The organism is Nocardia sp. NPDC057668, assembly GCF_042799795.1.
Taxonomy (GTDB): domain Bacteria; phylum Actinomycetota; class Actinomycetes; order Mycobacteriales; family Mycobacteriaceae; genus Nocardia.
Genome location: NZ_JBHVIC010000001.1, coordinates 675,718 through 699,310, shown reverse-complemented (window position 1 = coordinate 699,310; position 23,593 = coordinate 675,718). Strand labels below are relative to the sequence as shown.

Genomic DNA, 23,593 nt, shown 5'->3' with positions numbered 1-23,593 from the left:
AGAGACAGGACAATGAGTTTTCCGATTCTGATCGATATCGCGGTGCGCGATCTGCCCGGCGCGGTCGCCATCGCCGCGGCCGCCCGGTCCTCGGGCGCGGCGGGAGTGCGGGTGCACGACACCGCCGGGGACGGGCCCGCGCTGGATCCCAGCGTCGTGGCCTCGTACCTGGCCGGAACCATCGGGGACATCGGCTATCTGGTGGATGTGCCGACCACGGGCAACGCCCCGTACAACGCGGCCCGGCGCATTCTGTCCTTCGACCGCGCCACCGCCGGACGGGCGGGCGTGGTGTTGCGGCCCGGCGCGGACGACGAGGTGAGCCGGGCGACCACGCCCGATCCGGCGGCCTCCGATCCGGCGCGCCGCTGGGCCGAATATGCCATCGTGCTCACCCGGCTCTGGGAATCGTTCCCGCGTGCGGCGCTGATCGCCGATCAGGAACGCGCGCTCGTGGTGGACCGCGCGCTGATCTCGGCCATCGACCACGAAGGGTCCTACTACCGGGTCGCGGGGCCGCTCGACGGACCGTCCTCGGTGCAGGGCAGGCCGGTGCTGGCGGCCGCCGAACCGCACGAGCTGGGCTGGGACGTGGTGGCGCACATCGCCGATGTGGTCGTCGTGGACCGAGACCGCGCGGCCGGGGCGAACGCCGCGCTGACCGCCGCGCTGGCCGGGACCGGGCGGCAGCGCTCGGAGATCGTCCTGCTCGGCCGGGCGCGGGTGGCCGCGCCCGCGGATCCGCGCGCGGTCGCGGACGAGCTGGCCGCCTGGGTCGCCGCGGACGGCCTCGACGGACTGTCACTCGCTCCGGTGGGTGACACCATCGAGATCGTGGCGGCGATCGAGGCGCTGACACCGCTGCTCGCCACCCCGGTCACCGGACCGACGCTGCGCGAAGCGCTCGGGCTGCGCACCCCGGCGGGAGCGCTGCGATGACCGCCGTGCGCGACGGTCAGCCCACCACGCTGCTCACCGTCGCCGGCATACGCGCCGCCATCCAACCGGCGCTCGATCGCCTGGCCGCGTCCGCGAGACACCGTGAGACCGTGCGGGATTACGCGATCGAGGATGTCCGTGAGCTGGCCGCGGCAGGCATCGCGTTGACGGGCATCGCGCCGTCCGAAGGCGGTGCGGGCGGCACCGTGCGCGATGTCACCGAGGTGATCATCGAGCTGGCGCGCGCGGATTCCAATGTGGCGCAGGCCCTGCGCAGCACGTTCCTCATCGCGCACCAGGTCGCCAATCGACCGGATCTGCCGCAGCGCGACCTGGTGCTCGAGCGCCTGCGCAACCGAGAACTGTTCGCGGGCACCGCCAACGAGCGCACCGGCGGCGCCAGCGGGCAGACCTACGCCACCGCGCGCGCCGACGGCGCGGACTGGATCGTCGACGGTGAGAAGTACTACTCCACCGGCGCGGTGTACGCGCACTGGTTCTCGACCCAGGCGATCACCGAAGACGGCACGCTGCTGCGGTTCACCGTGCCCACCGATCGCGCCGGGCTGGAGATCCTGGACGACTTCGATGCCGTCGGACAGCGCCTGACCGCCAGCGGGACAACGCGATTCAGCGGCGTCCGGGTCGCCGGCGCGGAGGTCACCACCGGCGGGCTGATCGACAACGTGTCGGACAATCCGTGGGCGGGATCGTTCGCGCAGTTGTACCTGGCCGCCGTACAGGCCGGTATCGCGGCCCGTGCGCTGGACGACGCGGTGCTGTACGTGCGCGAGAAGGCCCGTCCCATCAAGCACAGCTCGGCCGCCGCGAGCGTGGACGACCCCTACGTGCGCCAGACGGTCGGCGAGATCGCCGCGCGCGCCCAGGCCGCGCGTGCGGTGGTGCTGCTGGCCGCCGAACAGCTCCAGGCGAATCGGGGCCTGATCGGCGAGGCCGCGCGCACCGCCGGGGCCGCCGCGGCCGTGCACGTGGCCCAGGCCGGCGTCATCGCCATCGAATCCGCCCTGCGCGCCGCGGAACTGCTGTTCGACGTGGGCGGCGGTTCCATCACCGACCGCGGGCTCGGCTTCGACCGGCACTGGCGCAACGCCCGCACCGCGGCCAATCACAATCCGCGCCAATGGAAACAGGCGGTCGCGGGCGCCTACCACCTCACCGGTGAGGACCCGCCCACCACCGGTCTGTTCTGACCACCGCAATTTCGTCCCCGCACAACGGAAAGAGAACGACACCGATGAACTACGGCCCCTTCGAGACCACCTACACCGCGGCGGAGAGCCGCTACGAGCAGGTGCCCTACCGGCGCACCGGCGCCTCGGGTCTCGACCTGCCCGCCTTCTCCTTCGGCCTGTGGCAGAAGTTCGGCACCGACTACCCGTTCGCCACCCAGCGCGACATCATCCTGCACGCCTTCGATCTCGGCATCACCCACTTCGACAACGCCGACCGCTACGGGCCGCCGCATCGCGCCGCGCAGCAGAACTTCGGCAAAGTGCTGGGCCGCGACCTCGCGCCCTACCGGGACGAGCTCATCCTGTCCACCAAGGCGGGCAACGCGATCGGCCCGAGCCCGTACCTGCGCGGCGGCTCGCGCAAGTCGCTGCTGACCTCGCTCGAGCACAGCCTGCGCGATCTGGGCACCGATTACGTCGACATCTTCTACCACCACTCGCCCGACCACGGGACGCCCCTGGAGGAGACCGTCGGGGCGCTGGTGAGCGCGGTACAGCAGGGCAAGGCGCTGTACATCGGCATCTCCAACTATCAGTCCGAACGCACCCACGAGATCGCCGAGCAGCTGCGCGCCGCCGGCGTGCCGCTGCTGATCCACCAGGCCCGGTACTCGATCTACGATCGCCGGCCCGAGCGCGAGGGCCTGCTCGCGACCGCGGAGCAGGACGGCTTCGGCGTCATCGTGTATTCGCCGCTGGCACAGGGACTTCTGACCGACAAGTACCTGGAGACGATCCCCGCCGGGGCCCGCGCGGTGAACAGCACCTTCCTGTCGCCGGACGTCATCGACGAGACCTACCGGCAGCGCACCGCCGAACTGAACAAGATCGCCGCCGCGCGCGGGCAGTCCCTGGCCCAGCTGGCCCTGCAGTGGGTGCTGCGCCGCCCCGAGGTCACCTCCGCCCTCATCGGGGCCAGCTCCACCGCGCAGCTCGATCACAACATCGCCGCCGTGAGCTTCCCCGACTTCACCGATGAGGAGCTCGCGCTCATCGACGAACACGGTGTGCACGGCACCGGACTTCGACTCTGACCTCCGGCTGATTCTCGGGAGAACACCATGACAGCGGTCCGGCACACCACCCTCGGCGCGGGCGTCGAGGACGGCAGGAACTTCCGGCTCGGCTTCCTGCTCCACCTCGATCGCGATATCGCGCCCGCCGACGCGTACCGGGAGGCGATCGATGTCTTCCAGGCCGCGGAGGAGCTGGGTTACGACTCGGGCTGGGTGATCCAGCGGCACTTCCGCCAAGGGCGCGAACATGTTTCGTCGCCGCTGGTGGTGCTGGCCGCCATCGCCGCGCACACCTCCCGTATCCGGCTGGGCACCGGTGTGCTGGTGCTGCCGCTGGAGGATCCGCTGCGGGTCGCCGAGGACGCCGCCACCCTCGACGAGATCAGCGGCGGCCGACTCGAACTCGGGGTCGGTTCCGGACCCTTCCCGGGCGCGTGGGAAGCCTTCGGGAAAGACCTCGATCGTAAACACGAGGAGTTCGACACGGCCGTCGCCCGGTTGCACGCGGTCCTGGGCGGCGGGCCGGTGAACAGTCTGGGTGAGGTGCTGCATCCGCCGGGCGCCGGTGTCCGGCAGCGGCTCTGGCAGGCCACGACCGGCGAGCCGGACCGCGCGCACGCCGCCGCCGCGGCCGCCGCGCGGGCGGGTGACGGACTGCAGCTGTCCCGGGCGACGGCGTGGCGAGACGGGAGTATCGAAGCGGCGCAGCGCAATCAGGCGGCGTGGATCGAGTCCTACCGCGCGGCCTGGACCAGAACCGATGCCGCGCCGCGCATTCAGGCGTCCCGCGCGGTCTATCCGCATCCGGATCGCGAGGCGGCGCTGCGGCTGGTCGAACCGGGCGTGCGGCGCTGGCAGAGCTGGGCGCCCGCCGATCGGGGCGTGGACAAGCTGAGCGTCGCGGACTACCTCGACGCCGATCACGCCCTGGTCGGTCCCGCGCCGGAGTTGGCGGGGGAGCTGGCCGCGGACCCGTCGCTGGCCGGGATCACCGATCTGCTGCTGAGTTTCGTGCCCGGGGTGCCCGAACCCGACGAGCACGTGCGGCTGCTCGCAGCCGGCGCTCGCGAACTCGCCCCCGCACTGGGCTGGACCCCGGCCGCGTCCTGACACACTTTCGCTTCACGAGAGGCTTTCCATGCCTGGATTCCATCTGAACCTGTCGCTCATGACGCCGGGGCACTTCCGGCACGCGTGGCGCGCCGAGCACGCAGATCCGCTGGCGTATCTCGACATCGACTACTTCCAGCGGCTCGCCCGCATCGCCGAGGCTGCCAAGATCGACGCCGTCTTCCTGGGCGACGGTCCCGCCCTGCGCGCGGAGATCGAGGAAGCGCCCGGCACCGGCATCGATCCGCTGGTCCTGCTGGGCAATCTGGCCGCGGTGACCGAACGGCTCGGCGTGGTCATCACCGCCTCGACCACCTACAACTCGCCCTACAACCTGGCCCGCCGCTTCCAGGCGCTGGACCACGTCACCAAGGGGCGGGCCGCGGTGAACATCGTGACGACCGGAACCCCGGCCGCGGCGGCGAATTTCGGCCTGGACGAACACCCGGACAAGACCACCCGCTATCGGCGGGCCTGGGAATTCCTGGATGTGGTGACCCGGCTGTGGGACAGCTGGGAGCCCGATTGGCTGGTCGCGGACAAGGGCAGCGGGCGCTACGCGGACGCGGGCAAGATCCACCGGATCGACCACGAGGGCGAATTCTTCTCGGTGGCAGGGCCTTTGCCCGTCGCGCCGGGACCGCAGGGCCGGCCGGTGGTGGTGCAGGCGGGCGGCTCCGAAGGCGGGCTGCGCCTGGCGGGCGACTTCGCGGACGTGGTCTTCACCGTCGCCCAGACGCGCGCCAAGGCGGTCGCGTTCCGCGAGGACATCCGCCGCCGGGCCGCGGCAGCGGGCAGGCATCCGGACTCGGTGAAGATCTCCCTGGGCGTGGTGGTCCTGGTCGCCGCCACCGAGGCGGAGGCCCGCGAGAGGGAGCGGGAGCTCTACGCGCACCTGCCGATCGAGCGCCTGACCGCCAACCTCCTGAACGATCTCGGCCTCCCGCCGGGCAGTTTCGGCCCCGACGACGAGATCACCGCCGACGATCTGCCCGAGGCCATCCCCGCGGGCGCGTTCTCCACCGGTTTCGCGATCTCCACCCGCGCCCTCATCGCCGAAAGCCCCCGTACCCCACGCCAACTCATCCAGGGTGGTGCGGGCGGGTCGGGCCACCGCCTGCTGGTCGGTTCCGCCGAGCAGATCGCCGACGACCTGGCCGACTGGTACGCCGCGGGCGCGGCCGACGGTTTCACGATCATGCCCGCCGAAACCGCCGTCGACCTCCAGGCGTTCACCGGCCTGGTGGTGCCGCTGCTGCAGTCCCGCGGCCTGTTCCAGCGCGAGTACTCCGCGCCGACCCTGCGTGAACGGTTCGGCCTCCCGCTCCCGGCCAGGCAGTCCGCGGCCGCGGTCCCGGCCTGAGCCCGCTCGGCCCGGAGCTGCGACGCGGTTAGGTTGGACCGATGACATCGATCAGGCAGATTCAGGTCACCTTCGACTGCGCCGAGCCCGAGCGCGTCGCTGAATTCTGGTCCGCGGTACTGGGTTACGAGCATCGGGGCCGATCGTGCGCCGATCCGGCGGGAGTGGGACCGCGGCTGTATTTCCAGGCGGTTCCGGAGGGCAAGATCGTCAAGAATCGGGTGCACATCGACGTGCGGGTCGGAACCGGTCTGGCGGGTCAGGAGCGGGTGGACGTGCTCGAGGCCGAATGCGCCAGGCTGGTCGCGCTCGGGGCGACCCGGCTGCACCTGCTGCGCGCGGACGGCGTCAACGAGTCCTGCCTGGTGATGCAGGACATCGAGGGCAACGAGTTCTGTCTGGACTGAGTGTCGAGTCGCAATCAGAGGGCGGCTTGGACGGCGGCGAACAGGTCGTTGGCCGGCTGGGTGAGCGGTCCCAGGGCGTCCGGGCCGAGTTTGGGCATCGACTTGACGGCGGTGCGCAGCGAGGTGACCGCGGCCTCGGCGTCCGGGCCGGCCGCGGCGATGGCGTCGGCGACCGGTGCGACCGCGAGCGGCTCCGGTGTGCCCGCCCGGGTCTCGATCGAAACGGGCTGGGCCGCTGCGGCATCGGCGCCCGGTGCCGCGGCGGGATCGGCCGCGGTCGCGGCGCCGAGCGCACCCCCGACGAATTCGCCGATGGCCCCGCCGCCCACCAGCCCGGCGATGTCGACGGGTATGGCGACCGCGAGCCCACCCAGTAGACAGCCCGCCACCCCGCCCACGGCGGCCCCCACGGGCACGCCCGCTCCCACGGTCGGCAGTCCGCCGATGACCCCGCCCGCGACCGCCCCGATCGTCGCCCCCACCCCACACCCGACGATCTCCAGGGGGAAGACGACGACCTTGCCGATGACCGCACCGATGACCCGGCCGGCTTCGGCCCCGGCGGCCCGTCGTTCGGGTTCGCTGCGGGGGCGGCCGAGCCGATCGAATGTCGCGCCGACCTGTGCCTGGACCCCGTCGACATAGCTCTGGGCCTGCGCGAGTGCCTGGGCGTCGATCGCCACCGGCAGCTGGACGGTTTCCGACCCCACGCGCAGGGTGCCGGAGGCCGCCACGGGTTGCGCGGCGGGTTCGCCGCGCCCCTGATCGAGGGGAACGCTTTCCCCGGGTTGCGCTGCCGCGGTTCCGGATCCGAACGCGAGCAGCGCCGGTACCGCCGTCAACACCGCACAGGCACGCAGGTAGGACATCGCCGAACTCCTCGCTCCGCCGAGCCATCGTCGAGCCCCCGGGAGCGGCCCCGAATCTCCGATGGCGACGCTGCCCGCCGATCCTACTCCGAACTTCTTGCTCGACAGCATGATTCGGGTGGCGGTCGACGGTGTACCGGTTCGCGGCCGCTCGGCCCGCGGCCGGCGCGACGCCGACCGGACGGGGATCCGCCGAGCCCGGGATTACGCTCGGTGCCATCGATCGTTGTGCGATGCGCGCGGGTGGCGTGCGGAACCGCTGCGGAGTTCTGGATATCGAGAGGGCGGCACGTGCTGCGAATGGTTATCGGCGGGCTGGTGTTCGCCCTGGTGCACTGGGTGCTGTATCGACGGTTACTGCGGGCCACGGGCGTGCCCAAGGCCGCGAAGGTGGCGGGGGCGGGCGTGCTCGCGGTGCTGTGGGCCGGTGTGTTCGTCGCGTTCGGGGCGGGAAGCCTGTACTCGCCCGAGCCCGTCCGGGGCATCGTCTGGGTGGGGCTGGTGTGGACGGCGGTGCTGTTCTACCTGGTGCTCGGCCTGCTGCTGATCGGGCTCGTGCTGGCGATCGCGCGCGGCGCGGGGATGACGGATCGCCTGCCGCTGCTGCGGGTGCTCTCGGGTGTACTCGTGGTGGCCGCGGTGGGCGCGGTCGTCTACGGGGTGGGGGAGGCGAACGATCCGCGCGTGCTCGAGGTGGAGGTCAGTTCGGCGAAACTGCCCGCGGAACTCGACGGCCTCCGGGTCGCGGTGGTCGCCGACATCCACGTGGGCGCGGCCCGCGGCGCCGCCTTCACCGAGCGGGTCGTGGACCTGGTCAACGCCCAGCGGCCCGATGTCATCGTGCTCCCCGGGGATCTCATCGACGGATCGGTCGAACTCGTCGGGCCCGATATCGCGCCGATCGCGGGGCTCACCGCGAAATACGGGAAGTTCGCGGTCGCGGGCAATCACGAGGGCTACGTGGACGGTGTCGCCGACTGGATGGACTACTGGGATCGTCTGGGGTTGAAGACACTGCGCAACGCACGGGCCGAGGTCCAGGTCAACGGCGCGACCCTCGAGATCGCGGGCGTCTACGACTTCGCGGCGCCCGATCCGTACGGACCCGACATCGATGCGGCCCTGGCCGGGCATCGCGACGACCGCTTCGTCATGCTGCTCGCGCACCAGCCGCGCCAGGCGCCCGAGGCAGCCGCGCACGGGGTCGACCTCCAGGTGTCCGGTCACACCCACGGCGGCCAGATCTGGCCGCTGAACTACGTCGTGGGCTGGGTCAACGGCACGGTGGCCGGACTGGATCACGAAGCCGATATGCAGCTCTACACCACGCGCGGCGTCGGCGCCTGGGGCCCGCCGGTCCGCATCGGCGCGCGCCCCGACATCTCGATCCTGACCCTGCGGCGCGGCTGAGCCCGCTGGTAACCCCGTGCGGGAAGGGAAGTTTGGACGACGCTGGGGAACTCAACTCGCCCCCAGCTATAGATCCAGGAGCTTCCCCGCGTCGCGGCGACAACGATAACGACCGATGCCGGTTGCCGCCAGCGAATAAAACTCGAACCTTGGCGGGGCGTGCCGGTCGGTCGAGCGGGTGTCTATCGGTTCCGGTTCGCCGATCCTCCGGTCTGTTCAATGACATTCCATGCCAACAGATCTCGTGTTCGTGCCAACTGTTCCACGCGGCTTCAGCCAAGCATGCGAACCCGCTGTGGGGCTAGAGCCCAACGGCCTCGAATTCGTGAGAGTGGTTGAGGCCCAATAGAAGTGAGGTGTCTCACGGAAGGGGCAGGGATCATGGCGGATGACGTGTCGGACGAAGTCGTACGGGCCAAGGCCGGAGAGTTGGAAGGTGCGCTGAGCCGGTGGAAACTCGAGGGCTTCGATCCGGTGGCGGGATTGGATCTGGCGGCGGCGGCCCGTCTGACGGCAGGACTCGAGCCGCGCGTGGATTCCGAGGGGACTCCGCTGATCATCGTGGATATGGACGGGGAGTACAGCTATTCGGTGCATCTGAGCACGCAGGCGGTCGCCGCGCTCGGCAGATCGGATTTCGGCGCGATGCTGGGCGCGGCCGTGGCCGCCTTCCCGGATGTCGCGGCCATCGTGCAGCCGCTGTCGGACTTCATCGCCACCCATGCCGGTGAGATCGAGGGGCAGGCGGCGGGCGGCCCGGTGCGGCTCGAGGGGACCGTGCCCTCGCCGTTCGTGGTACCGGTGCCCGAGTCGCCCGTGTATTGGGAGGTCGAGCACCAGATCGCTGAGGAGGAGTCCGGATCCGGGCGGCAGTCGGACGACAGTGACCTCGACAAACAGCTGAAGGACCAGCTCGGTGACGGCAACGGCGGCTGGGAAGGCAACCCGAACAAGGACCCGCTGCATCGCAAGCACCGGGGGAGTGGGATCTGATCATGTCCAACATCACCGAACAGCAAGTCCGGGACAAGGTTTCGGAGTTCGAAGCCACCCTGGCGAACCATCGGCTCGACGGGTTGGAGCTGAACCGCGTCTTCGATCTGGACGCGACGGCCCGGCGGGTGCTGCAGGCCGCGCAGGACCCGGACAGCGATCAGCTGGTGCGCGTCGACACGCACGGCTTCCTGCATCTGCGCTACACCGTCCATCTCAGTCCGCTGGCGGTGCAGATGTTCACTACCGCGGCCGACGCGATCGGCAGTGCACTGCGGGACGTGGTGGTCGAGATCCCCGAACTCGCCATCATCTCGATTCCGCTGGTGGCCTTCATCATGACCGAATCCGGGTCCATCGAGGCAGTCGCGAACGCCTCGGAATCCGGCGCCGTCGCGCTGGAAGGCGTCTTCCCGTCTCCGTTCGCCATGCCCTTCCCTGAGGACGCCGGCTTCTGGCCCGACGATCAGCCGGACGATCACGGCGGCTCGAATTCGGGCGGCGGTGGCGGAAACAGCGGCGACGACGATCCGTGGCATCTGAACGACGACGGCGGGAGCAAGGGCCCCGGCGACATCTGGGATGGCGACGACGTCTGATCGCACTATCGTGTCCTTGGGTAACCATCTCACCAAGGAGAGCGGGCCATGGCACGAGTGCTCATCGTCGGAGGCGGCATCGCGGGGGACACGCTCGCGGTGTACTTGGAGCGGGACGGGTGGGAGGTGGTCGTCGCCGAGATCGCGCCCGCGCTGCGGGCCGGTGGCCAGACCGTCGATCTGCGCGGGGACAGCGCCGAGGTGCTCGATGAGCTGGGGCTGCTCGAACAGGCGCGCAAGCGCCTTATTCCCCAGCGCGGTGCGGCGTGGATCGTGGCGGACGGGCGGCGGCTCGCGGAGATGCCGGTGACGGCGTTCGACGGCCAGGGGCTGGTGTCCAGCGAGGAATTGCTGCGCACCGACCTCGCCCGGCTGATCCACGACTCCGCCGGCCCCGGTGTCATCCGGCGCTTCGGCGAAACGGTGACGGCACTGCGGGACTCGGGCTCCCGGGTCACCGCGGAGTTCCGCTCCGGCGACGCCGAGGACTTCGATCTGGTCGTGGGCGCGGACGGCGCACACTCCCGGGTCCGCGCACTGCGCTTCGGACCGGAGGAGAACTACCGCCGCCCGCTCGGCCTGGCCCACGCCTGGTTCACCCTGGAGGAGGAGCCGGCGACCCCGAAGCTCGACGGCTGGTTCCTGCTCTGCAACGTCCCCGGCCGCCGCGCGCTCGAGGCCCGCCCCGGCCATCCGGGTCAGCAGGAGATCGGGCTGACCTTCGCCGCCGACACGCTCCCGCCCCGCGACGATCGCGAAGCCCAATTCACGCTGCTGGAACAGATTTTCGCGGACGCGGGCTGGCGCGCCCGCGAATTCCTGGACGCCGCGCGCAAGGCCCCCGACTTCGCCCTGGACACCTACGACCAAGTGCACATGCCCGCCTGGCACGACGACCGCGTTGTCCTGGTCGGCGACAGCGCGTGGTGCGCGAGCCCGCTCAGCGGCCTCGGCACCGCCCTGGCCCTGCGCGGAGCCGCGGAACTGACGACCGCCCTGCGCGCAGCGAACGCGCCCGCCGATCCGGCCGGAATCCCTGCCGCCCTGGCGGCTTTCGAGTCGGCCATGCGCCCGCGCATCACCTCGGCGCAGCAACTGCCCCCGGGCCGCGTCGCCGCGGTGGCCCCCGAGTCCATGCTCGGTATCCGCGTGAACGCCTGGATCATGCGCGCGGTCCAAACCCGGCTGGCCCGCCCCCTGGTCGCGCGCGCCATGGCCGGCACCGAACACCACCGGCCCGCGCAAACCCCGTAACCCGTACCGCCGCATCCGGATTCGGGCACTGCTCCGGACCGGGTGTCCAGTGTCAGCGCACGCCGCTCGTCGGCTCGGGTGCGCAGGCCGCGGCTGTTTCGTCCTGGGCCGCGAGGCCGGTCGATCCGATGATGAAGACGGGTGTCGTTCCGGTGGCGGGAGATTCGGGTGCGGCGAGGGGGAGTTCCGCGACGGCCGGGCGGCGGCGGGACAGGGGGAGCAGGGCCAGGGCCGCGATCAGCGCGGCGGCGCCCATGATCACCAGGAACCGCCAGTCGCGCAGCCAGGCGGCCGCCAGCGGCGCGCCCGCGCGGGACAGGGCGATGGGCACCGTCATCAGCGCCGCGATGCCCGCGAACCGGGCAACGCCGAACGAGTCGGCGACGATCGAAGGCCGGGCCACCACGCTAGTGCCGTAGCCGAGCCCGAAGGATATGACGCACACCAGGGTCCACGGCAGCGAGGTCCCGGCCAGCGGCAGCGCCAGCAGGCCCGCGCCCTGGAACGCGAAGGACACCGCGGTCACGCCCGTCATCCCGTACCGACGGGCCAGCGGCGCGAGCGCCAGCCGCGAACCGATCTGCGCGACCCCGATGGTGATGGGCAGGGTGGCCGCGGTCGTGGCCGCGAAGCCCGCGTCCCGGAAATAGGTGACCATCATGGTGAGAAAGGCCGACGTGGACGCGGATTGGGCGACGAACGCCAGCACCAGCAGCCAGAACCGGTGATCGCGCAGGGCCCCGCCCTCGGAGACGCCCGGCTGCGTGGCGATGCGGCCCAGATGCGCGGCCCGCCCGGGCACCGCCCACAGGTGCGCCGGGACGGCGATCACCGCCAGCTCCACCGCGAGCAGTACGAGTGTTGTGCGCCAGCCGAAGCGAGCGTCCAGGTGCCCGACCAGGAAGTAGTAGAAGCTGGTGGCCAGCCCGCAGATCATGGTGACGGCGATGATCGCGTTGTCGCGATGGCGTGGGTCGGCGGCCACCACCAGCACGGCGAAGGCCGCTTCGTAGGTCGACATCGCCAGCGACACCCCGATGAGGGCGAACGCCACGTACAGCTGGGCCAGGTTCTGCACCTGCGACCACAGCAGCACCGCGATGACGCCCACCCCCGAGCCGGCCGCCATCAGCACCCGCCCGCCGTAGCGATCGAGCAGCCTTCCGACCGGCACCGCCGCCAGCGCCCCCACCAGCGTGGAAATCGTTGCGGCGGCGGCGATCGCGGTGCGCGAGGCCCCGAGCGCGTCCGACATGGGCAGCAGCAGGACCGTGAAGGCCTGGATCATCGCGCCATAGCTGACGGTCTGGGTGATCGCGAAGACCACGATCAACCGCAGCGGGCCGCGGTCCCGCGACAGCGCGGCGCGGGCGGTGGTGAGACTGCCCGCGCTCATTCGGCGAGCAGCGGCAGCAGCTGATCGCCCTGGCGTTCGATTTCCCGCAGGTAGGGGGTATCGGAGAGTACGAAGTGGGTGATGCCGAGATCGCGGTACTTGCGCAGGGATTTGGCCACGTCATCGGCGGAACCGACCAGCCACGTGGTCGCCGCGCCGCCCCCGCCGTAGCGGCCGGGCGTGGTGTACAGGTTGTCGTCGAGCACCTCGCCGCGTGCGGCCAGATCGAGCAGGCGCTGCTGTCCGACGGCGGTGCGGCGATGCGGATTCTGCCCGGGATCGCCGTGCTGCGCCGCCATCTCCGCCACCTTCGCCTCCGCCTCGGCCCATGCCTGCTCGGTAGTGTCACGCACGAAAGTCGTGATGCGCAAACCGAATTCGAGTGGGGCGTGCTCGCGGCCGAGTTCGGCGCTGAGGGTCTTCAGGCGTTCGATGCGCTCGCGCACCCCTTCCAGGGGCTCGCCCCAGAACAATTGCACGTCGGCCTCGGCAGCGGCGACCCGCTCGGCGGCCTCGGACGCCCCGCCGAAGTACAGCTTCGGGTGCGGACGGCCCTCGCGCGCCACCACGCGCGGCTGCACGGTGGAATCGGTGACCTGAAAGTGCTCACCCCGGTAGGTGACCCGCTCCTGCGTCCACAGCTTGCGGGTCAGCTGCAGGAATTCCAGGGTGCGCGAGTAGCGATCGGCCTGCTCGCCGTCGCTGTCCCCGTACGCGGCCAGATCGTCCTTGCCGGACACGATGTTGACCCGGACCCGGCCTTCGGTCAGGTGATCCAGGGTGGCCGCGGCGGCGGCGAAGTTCGCGGGCCGCCAGTAGCCGGGCCGGATCGCGATGAGCGGTTCGAAGGTGCTGGTGCGCGCGGCCAGCGCGGTGGCGGTGGTGAAGGTGTCCGGGCGACCCCAGCCGGTGCCGAGCAACGCGCCCTGCCAGCCGTGCCGCTCCAGCGCCAGCGCGTGGGTGGTGAGGGTGTCCAGGCTGTTGTGCGCGGCGGTCACGGGTTCACCGCGATGCCCGGGGGTGACCTGATTCGGGATGTACCAGAGGAATTCGAGACTCATCGGAGGACGGCTCCTGTTCGTGGAGAAGGGTGGTTGTCCGGCTCAGCGGGCGAGCCGGGCCAGCTGGGCCCGGCGAACGTCGGTGGTCTGCCCCTGGACCAGGACGAAAAGCGCCGAGCGCGCGTGCAATTGGGCTGTGTCGTCGGTGCCGAGCCCGCGCCCGGCGCGAGCGATGAGCAGTGCGCGGGTGAGTACCGAGAGCGCCTCGCCGCTGGCGACCTTGGCGGCGAGCCGTTCGGCCAGTCGATGATCGCCGCCGCCGCGCGCCACCGACTCGTCGGCGAGCGCGTAGGCGGTGGAACGGATCTCGGCGACCCGCGGCCGCCAGGCCCGGGCCACCTCGCGTGCGGACTCGGTGTGCTCCAGCTCGGTGAGCACGGTCTCGGCCAGTCCGAAGTGATGCCCGCGCGCGTCGCTGGCCACCCCGATATCGAGATGGCGGGAACGCTCGAGCGAATGCGTGAGCAGCACGTGCGAGTCCGGCACGAAGACCTGATCGATGCGCACCCGCGCGGTCCGGCTGCCGGTGACCGCGCTCAGCGGCAGCGGTCCCGCGCTGGTGATCCGCTCGCCGACCGGGACGAGTGCTGTCACCACGGTCTCGGTCTCCGGATCCACCGCGGCCAGCGCCAGCGCGGCGTGCAGCCCCCAGCCGCTGACCCAGGAGATGGTTCCGTCGAAGGTCCACCCGCCCACGGACCTGCGCGCACGCAGGTAGTGCTCGGGGTAGCGGCGCACATCGCTCACCCCGGCGCCCAGCAGCACCTCACCGCGCAGCACGCGCTCGGCCAGCTCGGGCAGAACCGTGTCCGGCGTGCGGGATTCGGCGATGCGCCCGGCCATGGGCGCGTGCTGTGCCCAGATCAGCCAGGTGTTGAAGCAGGCCCCCGAGATGATCTCGTGCAACCGCCGATCGGTATTGCGGTCGATGCCCGCTCCGCCGAACTCGACCGGCGCGGTGTGATTGAGCAGTCCGAGCGCGGCGAGTTCGCTGATCCGCCGGGCCGGGACGCCGTCGCGGTCGGTCCGCAGCGCGGCGGGTCGCAGCACGGTCTCCGCGTACTCCCGCACCCGGACAACCAGTGGATGGCCGTCGGCCGCGGTGACGGCGGCCGCCGGGTCGGTTGCGGTAGTACCCGCTGTCATCGGACACCTTTCGTTCAGTTCAGCTGAAGAATGCGGCCGGGCGCGTACCGTCGGCGGCATATCGATATCCGGATTATCAACCCGTAAATCGGGCGCGATCCGAATAGTGATTGCGCCGATTACTCGCGCACGGCGCCTGATCTGCGCGAAGTGCCGACAGGACAAATAAATTCGCCGCGATTCCAGTTGTTTCGAACAGCTCGTCGCGGGTGCGCGCAGGTAAAACCGCAGGTCCGAAGCGCGGTATCCGCCTGAACCTTTCACGAAAACTGAACGAATCCGGTAGATCAGCTTGGTTGTTCCACCCGGGCCGCCTATGCACACTTGCGGGCAGATTCGATTCATTCAGGAGTTCTCTCACATGCCCTCAGGCAAATTCGCGAAGGCGAGCGCGCTCGCCGTGGCCACTGCACTCGTCGCGGCGGTATTGACCGGATGCGCGGCATCCGGGAACAAGGTCTCCGGCGGCGACGACAGCGGTCCACCGGTGTCCGGTGGGACATTGCGATTCGCGGTGCTGGACGCTCCGGCGAATCTCGACCCGCATTCGGGCAGTTCCTATCCGGAGTCGTTGATCACCAGCAATATCACCGACAAACTGACCTATCAGAATCCCGATACCGGGGCCATCGAACCCTGGTTGGCCAAGTCCTGGGACATCGATCCGGCGCTGAAGGAGTTCACCTTCCACCTGCGCGACGATGTCACCTTCAGCGACGGCAGCAAGTTCACCGCCGACTCGGTCAAGGAGAACTTCGACCTGCTCGGGCGCGGTGACAAGGCGCTGGGCATCGTTCCGGTGACCGCCTACTGGGTCGGCTACGCCGAGACCACCGTGATCGACCCGGTGACCGTCAAGGTGCGCTTCGAACGCCCCAATGCCGGTTTCCCGCAGGCGCTTTCGCTGTACTTCTCCGGCATCGTCGGTCATTCCACCCTGCAGTTGCCCAAGGAGCAGCGGGCGCTGGCCAAGAACATCGTGGCCACCGGCCCGTTCACCGTCGCCGAGCACGTCTACCAGCAGAAGACCGTGCTGAAGAAGCGCCCGGGCTACAACTGGGCGCCGCAGTCGCGCAAGCACCAGGGTGAGGCGTACCTCGACACGGTCGAGATCTCGGTCATCCCGGAGGCAGGCGTGCGCACCGGCGCACTGCGCGCGGGCACCGTGGACGCCATCCTGGATGTGAACAACACCGACGAGGCGCCGTTGCAGGCCGAAGGCTATCGCCTGGTGCCGCAGCTCATTCCGGGCCGCGACATCTCCCTCGACCTCAAGACCGATCGCTTCCCGACCGATGATCGCGCGGTCCGCGAGGCCGTCAAACTCGGCTGGAACAGGGACGCGCTGGCCAAGACCGTGCTCACCCCCAGCTACACCGTGTCGAGCTCGGTGGTGTCCAAGCGGGTGCCCGGCTGGGTCGACTTCTCCGCGAGCCTGAAGCAGGACCAGAAGCGCGCCGAGCAGATCCTGGACGCCGCGGGCTGGACCAAGGGTTCGGACGGCATCCGGGTGGACCGCCAGGGCCGCCGGCTCGAACTCGACCTGCTCGGGATCAACAACCTGGTCAACAACAAGCCCGCCTACGAGCTGATCCAGCAGGACCTGCGCAAGATCGGCATCGAGGTGAAGCTGAACGTGCTGCCCATCCCGGACTACACCGCCGCCGCGACCCAGCAGCAGCGCTGGAACATCCAGGTGGCCAACCAGAGTCGCGCCGACATCGCGGTGCTGGAACAGGTCTACTCCCCGCAGTACACGAACATGACGAAGCTGGCCCCGGAGAACCCGGCCTACCAGCAGGCGATCGACGTCCTGAGCGCGCTGAGCAAGACCCTCGAGGCCGGCCCGCGAGCCAAGGCGGCCGAGGCGGCCCAGCGCTTCCTGCTCGAGGATCAGATCCTCACCGTCCCGGTCTACAACCCGGCCCAGGTCACCGCGGCGAACCCGCGCGTGCACAACGTGGGCTACGAGGCGCAGTCCCGGAACGTCTTCTACGACACCTGGATCGAGGCGAAGTAGGGCGATGACCCGATATGTGCTCGCCAAGGCGGGGCAGGCGGTGTTCGTGGTGTGGGGCGCGTACACGGTGACCTTCCTGCTGCTGTACGTCCTGCCGTACGACACGGTGGACATGCTGTTCAACCCCACCGAGGGCGAGATGATGACCGCCCAGGACAAGCACGACGCGCGGGTGTACTACGGCCTCGATCACAACCTGGCCGGCCAGTACCTGAACCGCCTGTTCGACGCCGCGCGTGGTGATTTCGGCATCTCCACCCGCACCGGCGAGCAGGTGTGGCCGCTCATCCTGTCGGTGTTGCCGCAGACGGCGCTGCTGGCCGGGGTCGCCCTGGTACTGGCGGTGGCACTGGCGTTCACGGTGGCCCTGGCCGCGGCCTACACCCGCAGCCGATGGCTGGCGGATCTGCTGGCCACCGTTCCGGCGGCGGGGGTGTCGGTTCCGGTGTTCCTGGTGGGATTGGCCGTGCTGCAAGTGTTCTCGTTCCAGCTCGGCTGGTTCCCGCCGATCGGCAACGAGGGCGCGGCCGCGCTGGTGCTGCCCGCGGTGACCCTGGCGATCCCCGTATCCGCGCCGATCGCGCAACTGCTGATCAAGAACCTGGATCTGGGATTGCGCGCGGGCTACGTGACGGTCTCGGTCGCCAAGGGCGCCACCCGTTTCCAGGTCCTGGTGCGCGATGTGCTCAAGAACGCGGGCCTGCCCGCGCTCACCATCGCCGGGGTGACCCTGGGGCAGTTGCTCGCGGGCGCGGTGATCGTGGAGACGATCTTCTCGCGCTCGGGGCTGGGCCGGCTCACCGAAACCGCGGTCCGCACCCAGGACGTTCCGGTGGTGCAGGCCGTGGTGGTCTTCGCCGCGCTGGTGTTCGTCACCGTCAATTTCGCGGTCGATCTCATCTATCCGGTGCTCGACCCCCGGCTGCGTTCGCGGCTGCGGGCCGGGAGCGCGTCGTGACCGCGCTGCGGCGGGTGCCGCTGGGACTGGCGATTTCCTGGGCCGTGATCGGGGTCGTGGTGCTGTGGGCACTGCTGCCGTCCTGGTTCACCGGGTACGACCCCAACGAGGGCGACTCGGACGCCAGCTTCAGCGCGCCGAGCCTGGACCACCTGTTCGGCACCGACCGACTGGGCCGGGATCTGCTCTCGCGCACCATTCACGGCACCGCGACCACGGTCAGCGCCACGCTGCTGGCGGTGGCGCTCGGATTCGTGATCGGTGCGGCGATCGGCCTGTTCAGCGGATTCATCGGCGGCCGGGTGGATGCGGTGGTCATGCGATTCGTCGATGTGCTGCTGGCGATTCCGAGTCTGCTGCTGGCCATGACCGTGGTCACCGCCCTCGGCTACGGCACGATCAATATCGCGGTCGCGGTGGGCATCTCGGCGGTGGCCGCGTTCGCGCGGGTGATGCGCTCGGAAGTGCTCAAGGTCGCGGGCAGCGATTACGTGGAGGCCGCGTACGGGTCCGGAGCCGGTTTCGGCCGGGTGGTGTGGCGGCACGTGCTGCCCAATTCCGTTGCCGCCGTGCTGGCTCTGGCCGCCCTGGAATGCGGTTCGGCGGTGCTGGCCGTGGCCGCGCTGGGTTTCCTCGGCTACGGTGCGCCGCCGCCGCAACCGGAATGGGGTCTGGCCGTGGCCGAGGGCCGCGACTTCCTGGCCACCTACCCGTGGATCTCGATCCTGCCCGGCGTGCTCATCGCCGTGGTCGTGCTGTCCACCAACCGCATCGGACGATCGCTGGGAGGCTCCTGATGAGCGAACAACCATTGCTGCGCATCGACAATCTGCGCGTGCGCTATCGAACCCGCCGCGGAGCGAGCGCGGCGCCCGCCGTGGACGGGGTGTCGCTCGCGGTGCGACCGGGCGAATTCGTCTCGGTGGTGGGCGAATCCGGCTCCGGCAAGAGCACCACCGTGCACGCGGCCCTGCATCTGCTGCCGCCCGAGGCCCAGGTTCGCGCCGACGCGCTCGAACTGGACGGTCAGGACACCCGCGGCTGGCGCGACCGCAAACTCGCGCGGGTGCGCGGGCCCTTCGTCGGCTTCGTCCCACAGGATCCAGGCACCTCGCTCAATCCCGTGAAACGGGTCGGCGCGCAGATCCTGGAGGCGGTACGCCTGCACCGCCGCGTCGATTCGGAAACCGGCCGCGCACTGGTGCTGGCCAAACTCGACCTGGCGGGACTCGCCGATCCCGAACGGGTCGCCCGGCAGTACCCGCACGAGCTGTCCGGCGGGATGAAACAGCGCGTGCTGATCGCCATCGCGCTGGCCAGCGATCCCGCGCTGCTGGTCGCCGACGAGCCGACCTCGGCGCTGGACGTGACCGTGCAGAAGGTCATCCTGGACCGGCTGGCCGAACTGCGGGTCACGCTCGGACTGGGCGTGCTGCTGATCACCCACGATCTCGGCGTGGCGGCCGAGCGATCGGATCGGCTGATCGTGATGCAACACGGGCGCATCGTGGAGCAGGGGCCGACGGCCGAGCTCCTGTCCGACCCACGCCAGGAGTACACCCGCCGATTGATCGCGGCGGCACCGTCCGCGCACGCGGACCGGCTCGCCCCCTCGGTCGCGACACCGAAGAAGGCTGTCGGCGACCAGGAGTCACCGCGGGTGATCCTGCGCCTGCACGAGTTGAGCAAGTCGTTCGGGGGCGTGCGCGCGGTGGACGACGTCTCCATCGACGTCACCGCGGGCACCACCCACGCCCTGGTGGGGGAGTCGGGTGCGGGCAAATCCACCGTGGCCCGCATCGCGGTCGGTTTCGCCGCCGCCGACTCCGGGGACATCTGGGTCGAGGACCAGCGCGTCACGGGCCTGTCCCGGCGGCGATTCCGCCCGGTGCGCACCCGTATCCAGTTCGTGCACCAGAACCCGTATTCGTCGCTGGATCCCCGATTCGACGTCGGGCAGATCATCGCCGAACCGCTGGCGGCGCTGGGACTGGCCACCGGCGCCGATCGCAAGGCTCGGGTGCGCGAACTCCTCGACGCGGTGGCTCTGGACCGGAAGTTCCTGGACCGCAAGCCCGCCGAACTCTCCGGCGGGCAACGCCAGCGCGTGGCGATCGCCCGCGCGCTGGCCGCGTCGCCGCGGATTCTGGTCCTGGACGAGGCGGTCTCGGCCCTGGATGTCTCGGTGCAGGCCCAGATCCTGCAACTGCTCGTCGATCTCCAGCACGAACAGGGCCTGACCTATCTGTTCATCACCCACGACCTGGGCGTGGTCCGGCTCATCGCCGACGAGGTGACGGTCCTGCGCGCGGGCCGGGTCGTCGAAACCGGCACGGTCGCCGACGTTTTCACCGACCCGCGCGCCGACTACACCCGCGAGCTGCTGGCCGCGGTGCCCGGCGTCGACACCGCCGTGCCGCAACTGGTCCGGGCCTGATACCCCACGCTACGAGAAGGAAGGTGACCCGCCCATGACCGCGGTAGCCGAAAGAACCACCCCCGCCACCGGATTGGACGAAGACGCCTTCGCGGCCGCCCTCGCGGTGGTCGCCGGCAACGCCGAACGCTACGACCGCGCCGCGGTGTTCCCGGCCGATTCGTTCGCCGCACTGCGCGAGGCCGGCGTGCCGGGCCTGACCGTCCCCGTCGAATTCGGCGGACGGGGCGCGGGTCTGGCCGAAGCAGTCGAGGTGATCGAGCGCATCGGCGCGGCCGATCCCTCGGTCGGGCTGATCCTGCAGTGGAACTTCGTGAACCATCTCGGCTTGATTCGCGAGGACTGTCCGTGGCCCGAGGATCTCAAGGAAGCGGTACTGCGCTCGGCCGCGGCCGAGGGCGCGCTCTTCAACGGTTTCGCGGTGGAACGCGAGCTGGGCAGTCTGGCCCGCGGCGGCCTGCCCGCCACCACCGCCACCCGTCTGCCCTCGGGTGACTGGCGCATCGACGGCGAGAAGGCGTACGCCACCGGTGTTTCCGGGCTCACCTGGTTCACCGTCACCACCCGCACCGCCGATCCCGAACCCCGCATCGCGATGTTCCTGCTCGACCGGACCGCCACCGACTGGCGCATCGAGCCCACCTGGAATCACCTCGGCCTGCGCGCCTCGGACACCCAATCGGTGATCTTCGACGGCACCGTCGTGCCCAACTCCCGGCTGCTCGAACTGCGCGAGCCGGGCGCGCCCGGGCCGCGTCCCGCGCGGCAGGCGCTGCCGATACTGCTGGCGGCCAACTACAACGGCGTCGCCATCGCCGCCCGGGACTGGCTCACCGCGTACCTGCACACCCGGGTGCCGACCGCGCTCGGGGCATCCCTGGCGACGGTGCCGCGCTTCCACGATCGCGTCGGCGAGATCGAAGCCGCCGTCCTCACCAGCCGTGCGCTGCTGCGCCGGGCCGTGACCGAACTGGCCGCCGACGAGAACACCCCGCTACCCGGGCTGGCCAAGCACGTTGCCACCGGCACCGCGATCCGGGTCACCGAATCCGCCCTGGACCTCACCGGCAATCCCGGACTGGACCGGCGGCATCCGCTCGAACGGCACCACCGCGACGCCATGGTCGGCCGAATCCATTCCCCGCAGAGCGATCTCGTCATCACCGGTCTGGGCAGGGCGGCCATCGCCCGATCCGCCCCCGTCGCGCCGGACTCCGGCAGAAAGTGAATTCCCCCATGACATTGCGCTATCTCGGCCACACCGGCGTGCTGGTCAGCCCACTCGCGCTGGGCGCCATGAACTTCGGCGCCTGGGCCAATCGCGACCACGACGACGCCGTGCGCATCGTGCACCGCGCGCTGGACGCCGGAATCAACGTCGTCGACACCGCCGATGTGTATTCGCAGGGCGAGAACGAGGCCATCGTCGGCAAGGCCCTGGCGGGCCGGCGTGACGATGTGTTCCTGGCCAGCAAGTTCCACGGGCAGATCGGCAACGACCCCAACAGCCGTGGCAACTCGCGGCGCTGGATCGTGCGCGCGGTCGAGGACAGCCTGCGCCGACTGAACACCGACCACCTCGACCTCTACCAGGTGCACCGGCCCGATCCCGATGTGCCGCTGGAGGAAACACTGCGCGCACTGCACGACCTGGTCACCGCGGGCAAGATCCGGTACTACGGCACCACCACGTTCGAGCCGCATCAGCTGGTCACCGCGCAATGGGTGGCCGACGACCGCAATCTGCAACCGCCGGTCACCGAACAGCCGCCGTACTCGATCCTGGCGCGCGGCGCCGAGCGCGCCACCCTGCCGATCGCCCGGAAATACGGTCTGGGCGTGCTGACCTGGAGCCCGCTCGCCGGCGGCTGGCTCTCGGGCCGCTACCGCCCGGGTGCGGAAGCCGCCGAATCCAGCCGCCTGACCCGCCAGCCGCACCGGCACGATCCGGCGCTGGCGGCCAATCAGCGCAAGCGGGCCGCCGCCGAGCAGCTGGCCGTGCTCGCCGACGACGCCGGGCTCACCCTGGTGCAGCTCGCGCTGGCGTTCGTACTCCAGCACCCCGCGGTCAGCAGCGTGCTCATCGGCCCGCGCACCCTGGAACAGCTCGAAACCCAGCTCGACGCGGTGCAGGTGAAGCTCAGCGCCGACGTCTTGGACCGCATCGATGAGATCGTCGCGCCCGGGGTCACCATCAGCCCCGCCGACGAGGGCTATCTGCCGCCCTCGCTCACCGATTCCCGCACCCGCCGCCGCACCCTGTCTGGAGCCGTCCGATGAGCCTTTCCGACCTGCGCACCCTGGGCCGCACCGGCGTGCGCGTGAGCCCGTTCACCCTGGGCGCCATGAACTTCGGCGCGCGCGCCAAGACCACCCATGAGGAATCGATCGCCCTGATCCACCGGGCACTCGATGCCGGAATCAATATCATCGACACCGCCGACACCTATTCGCGCGGGGAATCGGAGATCATCGTCGGCAAGGCGCTGCGCGGGCGGCGCGATCAGATCATCCTGGCCAGCAAATTCCACGGGATCGTGGACGACGACCTCACCCACCGCGGCAACTCCCGCCGCTGGATCGTGCGCGCGGTGGAGGATTCGCTGCGCCGCCTCGACGTCGACCACCTGGACCTGTACCAGGTGCATCGCCCCGAAACCGTGACCGCGGTGGACGAAACCATCGGCGCGCTCGATGATCTCGTGCGCGCGGGCAAGATCCGGTACTACGGCACCTCGGTGTTCTCGCCCGGTGAGCTGATCGAAGCGCAGTGGGTGGCCGACCGCCGCAAACTCAATCGCCCGGCCACCGAACAGGTTCCGTACTCCCCGCTCGTGCGCGGCATCGAGCGCGAGACCCTGCCCATCGCCCGTGAATACGGACTGGGCGTCATCACCTTCGGCCCCCTCGCCGCGGGCTGGCTCTCGGGCAACTACCGGGTGGGCGCCGAGCAGCCCGAATCCTTCCGCGCCGATCTCATCCCCGGCCGCTTCGACATCGCATCGGAGCACAATGCCGCCAAACTGGCTGCCGCCGAGGCACTGTCGGTGCTCGCCGAGGAATCCGGGCTCTCGCTCATCGAATTGTCCATCGGATTCGTCCTGGCACACCCGGACGTCACCTCCGCCATCATCGGACCGCGCACCGAAGCCCACCTGACCGCGTATCTGAAGGCATCCGAAGTCGTGCTCGGTGACGACATCCTGGATCGCATCGACGACATCGTTCCGCCGGGAACGCTGTTCCACGAGCGCGACAGCGGCAAGATCCCGGACGCGCTGGCCGACCCCGCCCTGCGCCGCAGCTGATCGGCGTACGGCGCGATCTCGCCTCGCGCCGCCCGTCCGACGGCAGCGCAATCG

21 protein-coding genes are annotated in these 23,593 nt (G+C 70.2%); 17 read left to right on the top strand and 4 right to left on the bottom strand.

Features of this window, described 5'->3' with window-relative positions; all coding sequences use genetic code 11:
* The first annotated feature begins 12 nt into the window (after nt 1–12).
* The 6 genes from ACFVBH_RS03345 to ACFVBH_RS03320 are packed head-to-tail and all read left to right on the top strand — an operon-like array spanning nt 13 to nt 6,088.
* On the top strand, nt 13–939 hold the full coding sequence (locus ACFVBH_RS03345) for an LLM class flavin-dependent oxidoreductase (RefSeq protein WP_378999369.1): 927 nt from the start codon (nt 13–15) through the stop codon (nt 937–939).
* Entirely contained in the window at nt 936–2,150 is a 1,215-nt protein-coding gene (locus ACFVBH_RS03340) for an acyl-CoA dehydrogenase family protein (RefSeq protein ID WP_378999367.1), read from the top strand. Before ACFVBH_RS03345 ends, ACFVBH_RS03340 begins: the two co-directional genes overlap by 4 nt.
* Nucleotides 2,151–2,194: 44 nt before the next feature.
* Complete coding sequence (locus ACFVBH_RS03335) at nt 2,195–3,226, top strand: aldo/keto reductase (protein WP_378999365.1); 1,032 nt, start codon at nt 2,195–2,197, stop codon at nt 3,224–3,226.
* Nucleotides 3,227–3,253: 27 nt separating this feature from the next.
* Nucleotides 3,254–4,318, top strand: coding sequence for an LLM class flavin-dependent oxidoreductase (locus tag ACFVBH_RS03330; RefSeq protein WP_378999363.1), 1,065 nt, complete (start codon nt 3,254–3,256; stop codon nt 4,316–4,318).
* A 28-nt stretch (nt 4,319–4,346) separates the two neighbouring features.
* Nucleotides 4,347–5,681, top strand: a complete 1,335-nt coding sequence (locus tag ACFVBH_RS03325; RefSeq protein WP_378999360.1) for an NtaA/DmoA family FMN-dependent monooxygenase — start codon at nt 4,347–4,349, stop codon at nt 5,679–5,681.
* Between the two features lie 41 nt (nt 5,682–5,722).
* On the top strand, nt 5,723–6,088 hold the full coding sequence (locus tag ACFVBH_RS03320; protein ID WP_378999357.1) for a VOC family protein: 366 nt from the start codon (nt 5,723–5,725) through the stop codon (nt 6,086–6,088).
* A gap of 14 nt (nt 6,089–6,102) precedes the next feature.
* Here the strand turns inward: ACFVBH_RS03320 and ACFVBH_RS03315 are convergent, their stop codons facing one another.
* A complete protein-coding gene (locus ACFVBH_RS03315; protein ID WP_378999355.1) occupies nt 6,103–6,957 on the bottom strand; it encodes a hypothetical protein in 855 nt (284 codons plus the stop codon).
* Between the two features lie 300 nt (nt 6,958–7,257).
* On the opposite strand from ACFVBH_RS03315, the gene ACFVBH_RS03310 reads away from it, so the two are divergent.
* From ACFVBH_RS03310 to ACFVBH_RS03295, 4 genes are all read left to right on the top strand, one after another.
* A complete protein-coding gene (locus ACFVBH_RS03310; RefSeq protein ID WP_379001568.1) occupies nt 7,258–8,367 on the top strand; it encodes a metallophosphoesterase in 1,110 nt (369 codons plus the stop codon).
* A 381-nt stretch (nt 8,368–8,748) separates the two neighbouring features.
* Nucleotides 8,749–9,360: a hypothetical protein gene (locus ACFVBH_RS03305; protein ID WP_378999353.1), complete on the top strand. Its 612-nt coding sequence runs from the start codon at nt 8,749–8,751 to the stop codon at nt 9,358–9,360.
* Nucleotides 9,361–9,362: 2 nt separating this feature from the next.
* Nucleotides 9,363–9,959, top strand: coding sequence for a hypothetical protein (locus ACFVBH_RS03300; protein ID WP_378999351.1), 597 nt, complete (start codon nt 9,363–9,365; stop codon nt 9,957–9,959).
* A 48-nt stretch (nt 9,960–10,007) separates the two neighbouring features.
* Nucleotides 10,008–11,213: an FAD-dependent monooxygenase gene (locus ACFVBH_RS03295; protein WP_378999349.1), complete on the top strand. Its 1,206-nt coding sequence runs from the start codon at nt 10,008–10,010 to the stop codon at nt 11,211–11,213.
* A gap of 52 nt (nt 11,214–11,265) precedes the next feature.
* Here ACFVBH_RS03295 and ACFVBH_RS03290 read toward each other — a convergent pair whose 3' ends face one another.
* From ACFVBH_RS03290 to ACFVBH_RS03280, 3 genes are read right to left on the bottom strand one after another with little or no spacing between them, the layout of a single operon-like run.
* Nucleotides 11,266–12,609, bottom strand: coding sequence for an MFS transporter (locus tag ACFVBH_RS03290; protein ID WP_378999347.1), 1,344 nt, complete (start codon nt 12,607–12,609; stop codon nt 11,266–11,268).
* Complete coding sequence (locus ACFVBH_RS03285) at nt 12,606–13,670, bottom strand: LLM class flavin-dependent oxidoreductase (RefSeq protein WP_354986176.1); 1,065 nt, start codon at nt 13,668–13,670, stop codon at nt 12,606–12,608. Before ACFVBH_RS03285 ends, ACFVBH_RS03290 begins: the two co-directional genes overlap by 4 nt.
* A 42-nt stretch (nt 13,671–13,712) precedes the next feature.
* The gene (locus ACFVBH_RS03280; RefSeq protein WP_378999344.1) at nt 13,713–14,816 is read right to left on the bottom strand and encodes an acyl-CoA dehydrogenase family protein; all 1,104 of its coding nucleotides are present in this window, start codon (nt 14,814–14,816) and stop codon (nt 13,713–13,715) included.
* A gap of 361 nt (nt 14,817–15,177) precedes the next feature.
* Here ACFVBH_RS03280 and ACFVBH_RS03275 point away from each other — a divergent pair, with 361 nt between their 5' ends.
* The 7 genes from ACFVBH_RS03275 to ACFVBH_RS03245 are packed head-to-tail and all read left to right on the top strand — an operon-like array spanning nt 15,178 to nt 23,539.
* The gene (locus ACFVBH_RS03275; protein ID WP_378999342.1) at nt 15,178–16,836 is read left to right on the top strand and encodes an ABC transporter substrate-binding protein; all 1,659 of its coding nucleotides are present in this window, start codon (nt 15,178–15,180) and stop codon (nt 16,834–16,836) included.
* Between the two features lie 4 nt (nt 16,837–16,840).
* Nucleotides 16,841–17,794 carry an ABC transporter permease gene (locus ACFVBH_RS03270; RefSeq protein ID WP_354986179.1) on the top strand — a complete coding sequence of 318 codons (954 nt, stop codon included), beginning with the start codon at nt 16,841–16,843 and terminating at the stop codon, nt 17,792–17,794.
* Nucleotides 17,791–18,591 carry an ABC transporter permease gene (locus ACFVBH_RS03265; protein WP_354986180.1) on the top strand — a complete coding sequence of 267 codons (801 nt, stop codon included), beginning with the start codon at nt 17,791–17,793 and terminating at the stop codon, nt 18,589–18,591. Before ACFVBH_RS03270 ends, ACFVBH_RS03265 begins: the two co-directional genes overlap by 4 nt.
* A complete protein-coding gene (locus tag ACFVBH_RS03260; protein ID WP_378999339.1) occupies nt 18,591–20,231 on the top strand; it encodes a dipeptide ABC transporter ATP-binding protein in 1,641 nt (546 codons plus the stop codon). The genes ACFVBH_RS03265 and ACFVBH_RS03260 overlap by 1 nt, the downstream gene beginning before the upstream one ends.
* 34 nt (nt 20,232–20,265) lie before the next feature.
* A complete protein-coding gene (locus ACFVBH_RS03255; protein WP_378999337.1) occupies nt 20,266–21,459 on the top strand; it encodes an acyl-CoA dehydrogenase family protein in 1,194 nt (397 codons plus the stop codon).
* 8 nt (nt 21,460–21,467) lie between these two features.
* Nucleotides 21,468–22,511, top strand: coding sequence for an aldo/keto reductase (locus ACFVBH_RS03250; protein ID WP_354986183.1), 1,044 nt, complete (start codon nt 21,468–21,470; stop codon nt 22,509–22,511).
* A complete protein-coding gene (locus ACFVBH_RS03245) occupies nt 22,508–23,539 on the top strand; it encodes an aldo/keto reductase (protein ID WP_354986184.1) in 1,032 nt (343 codons plus the stop codon). The genes ACFVBH_RS03250 and ACFVBH_RS03245 overlap by 4 nt, the downstream gene beginning before the upstream one ends.
* Nucleotides 23,540–23,593 lie beyond the last annotated feature (54 nt).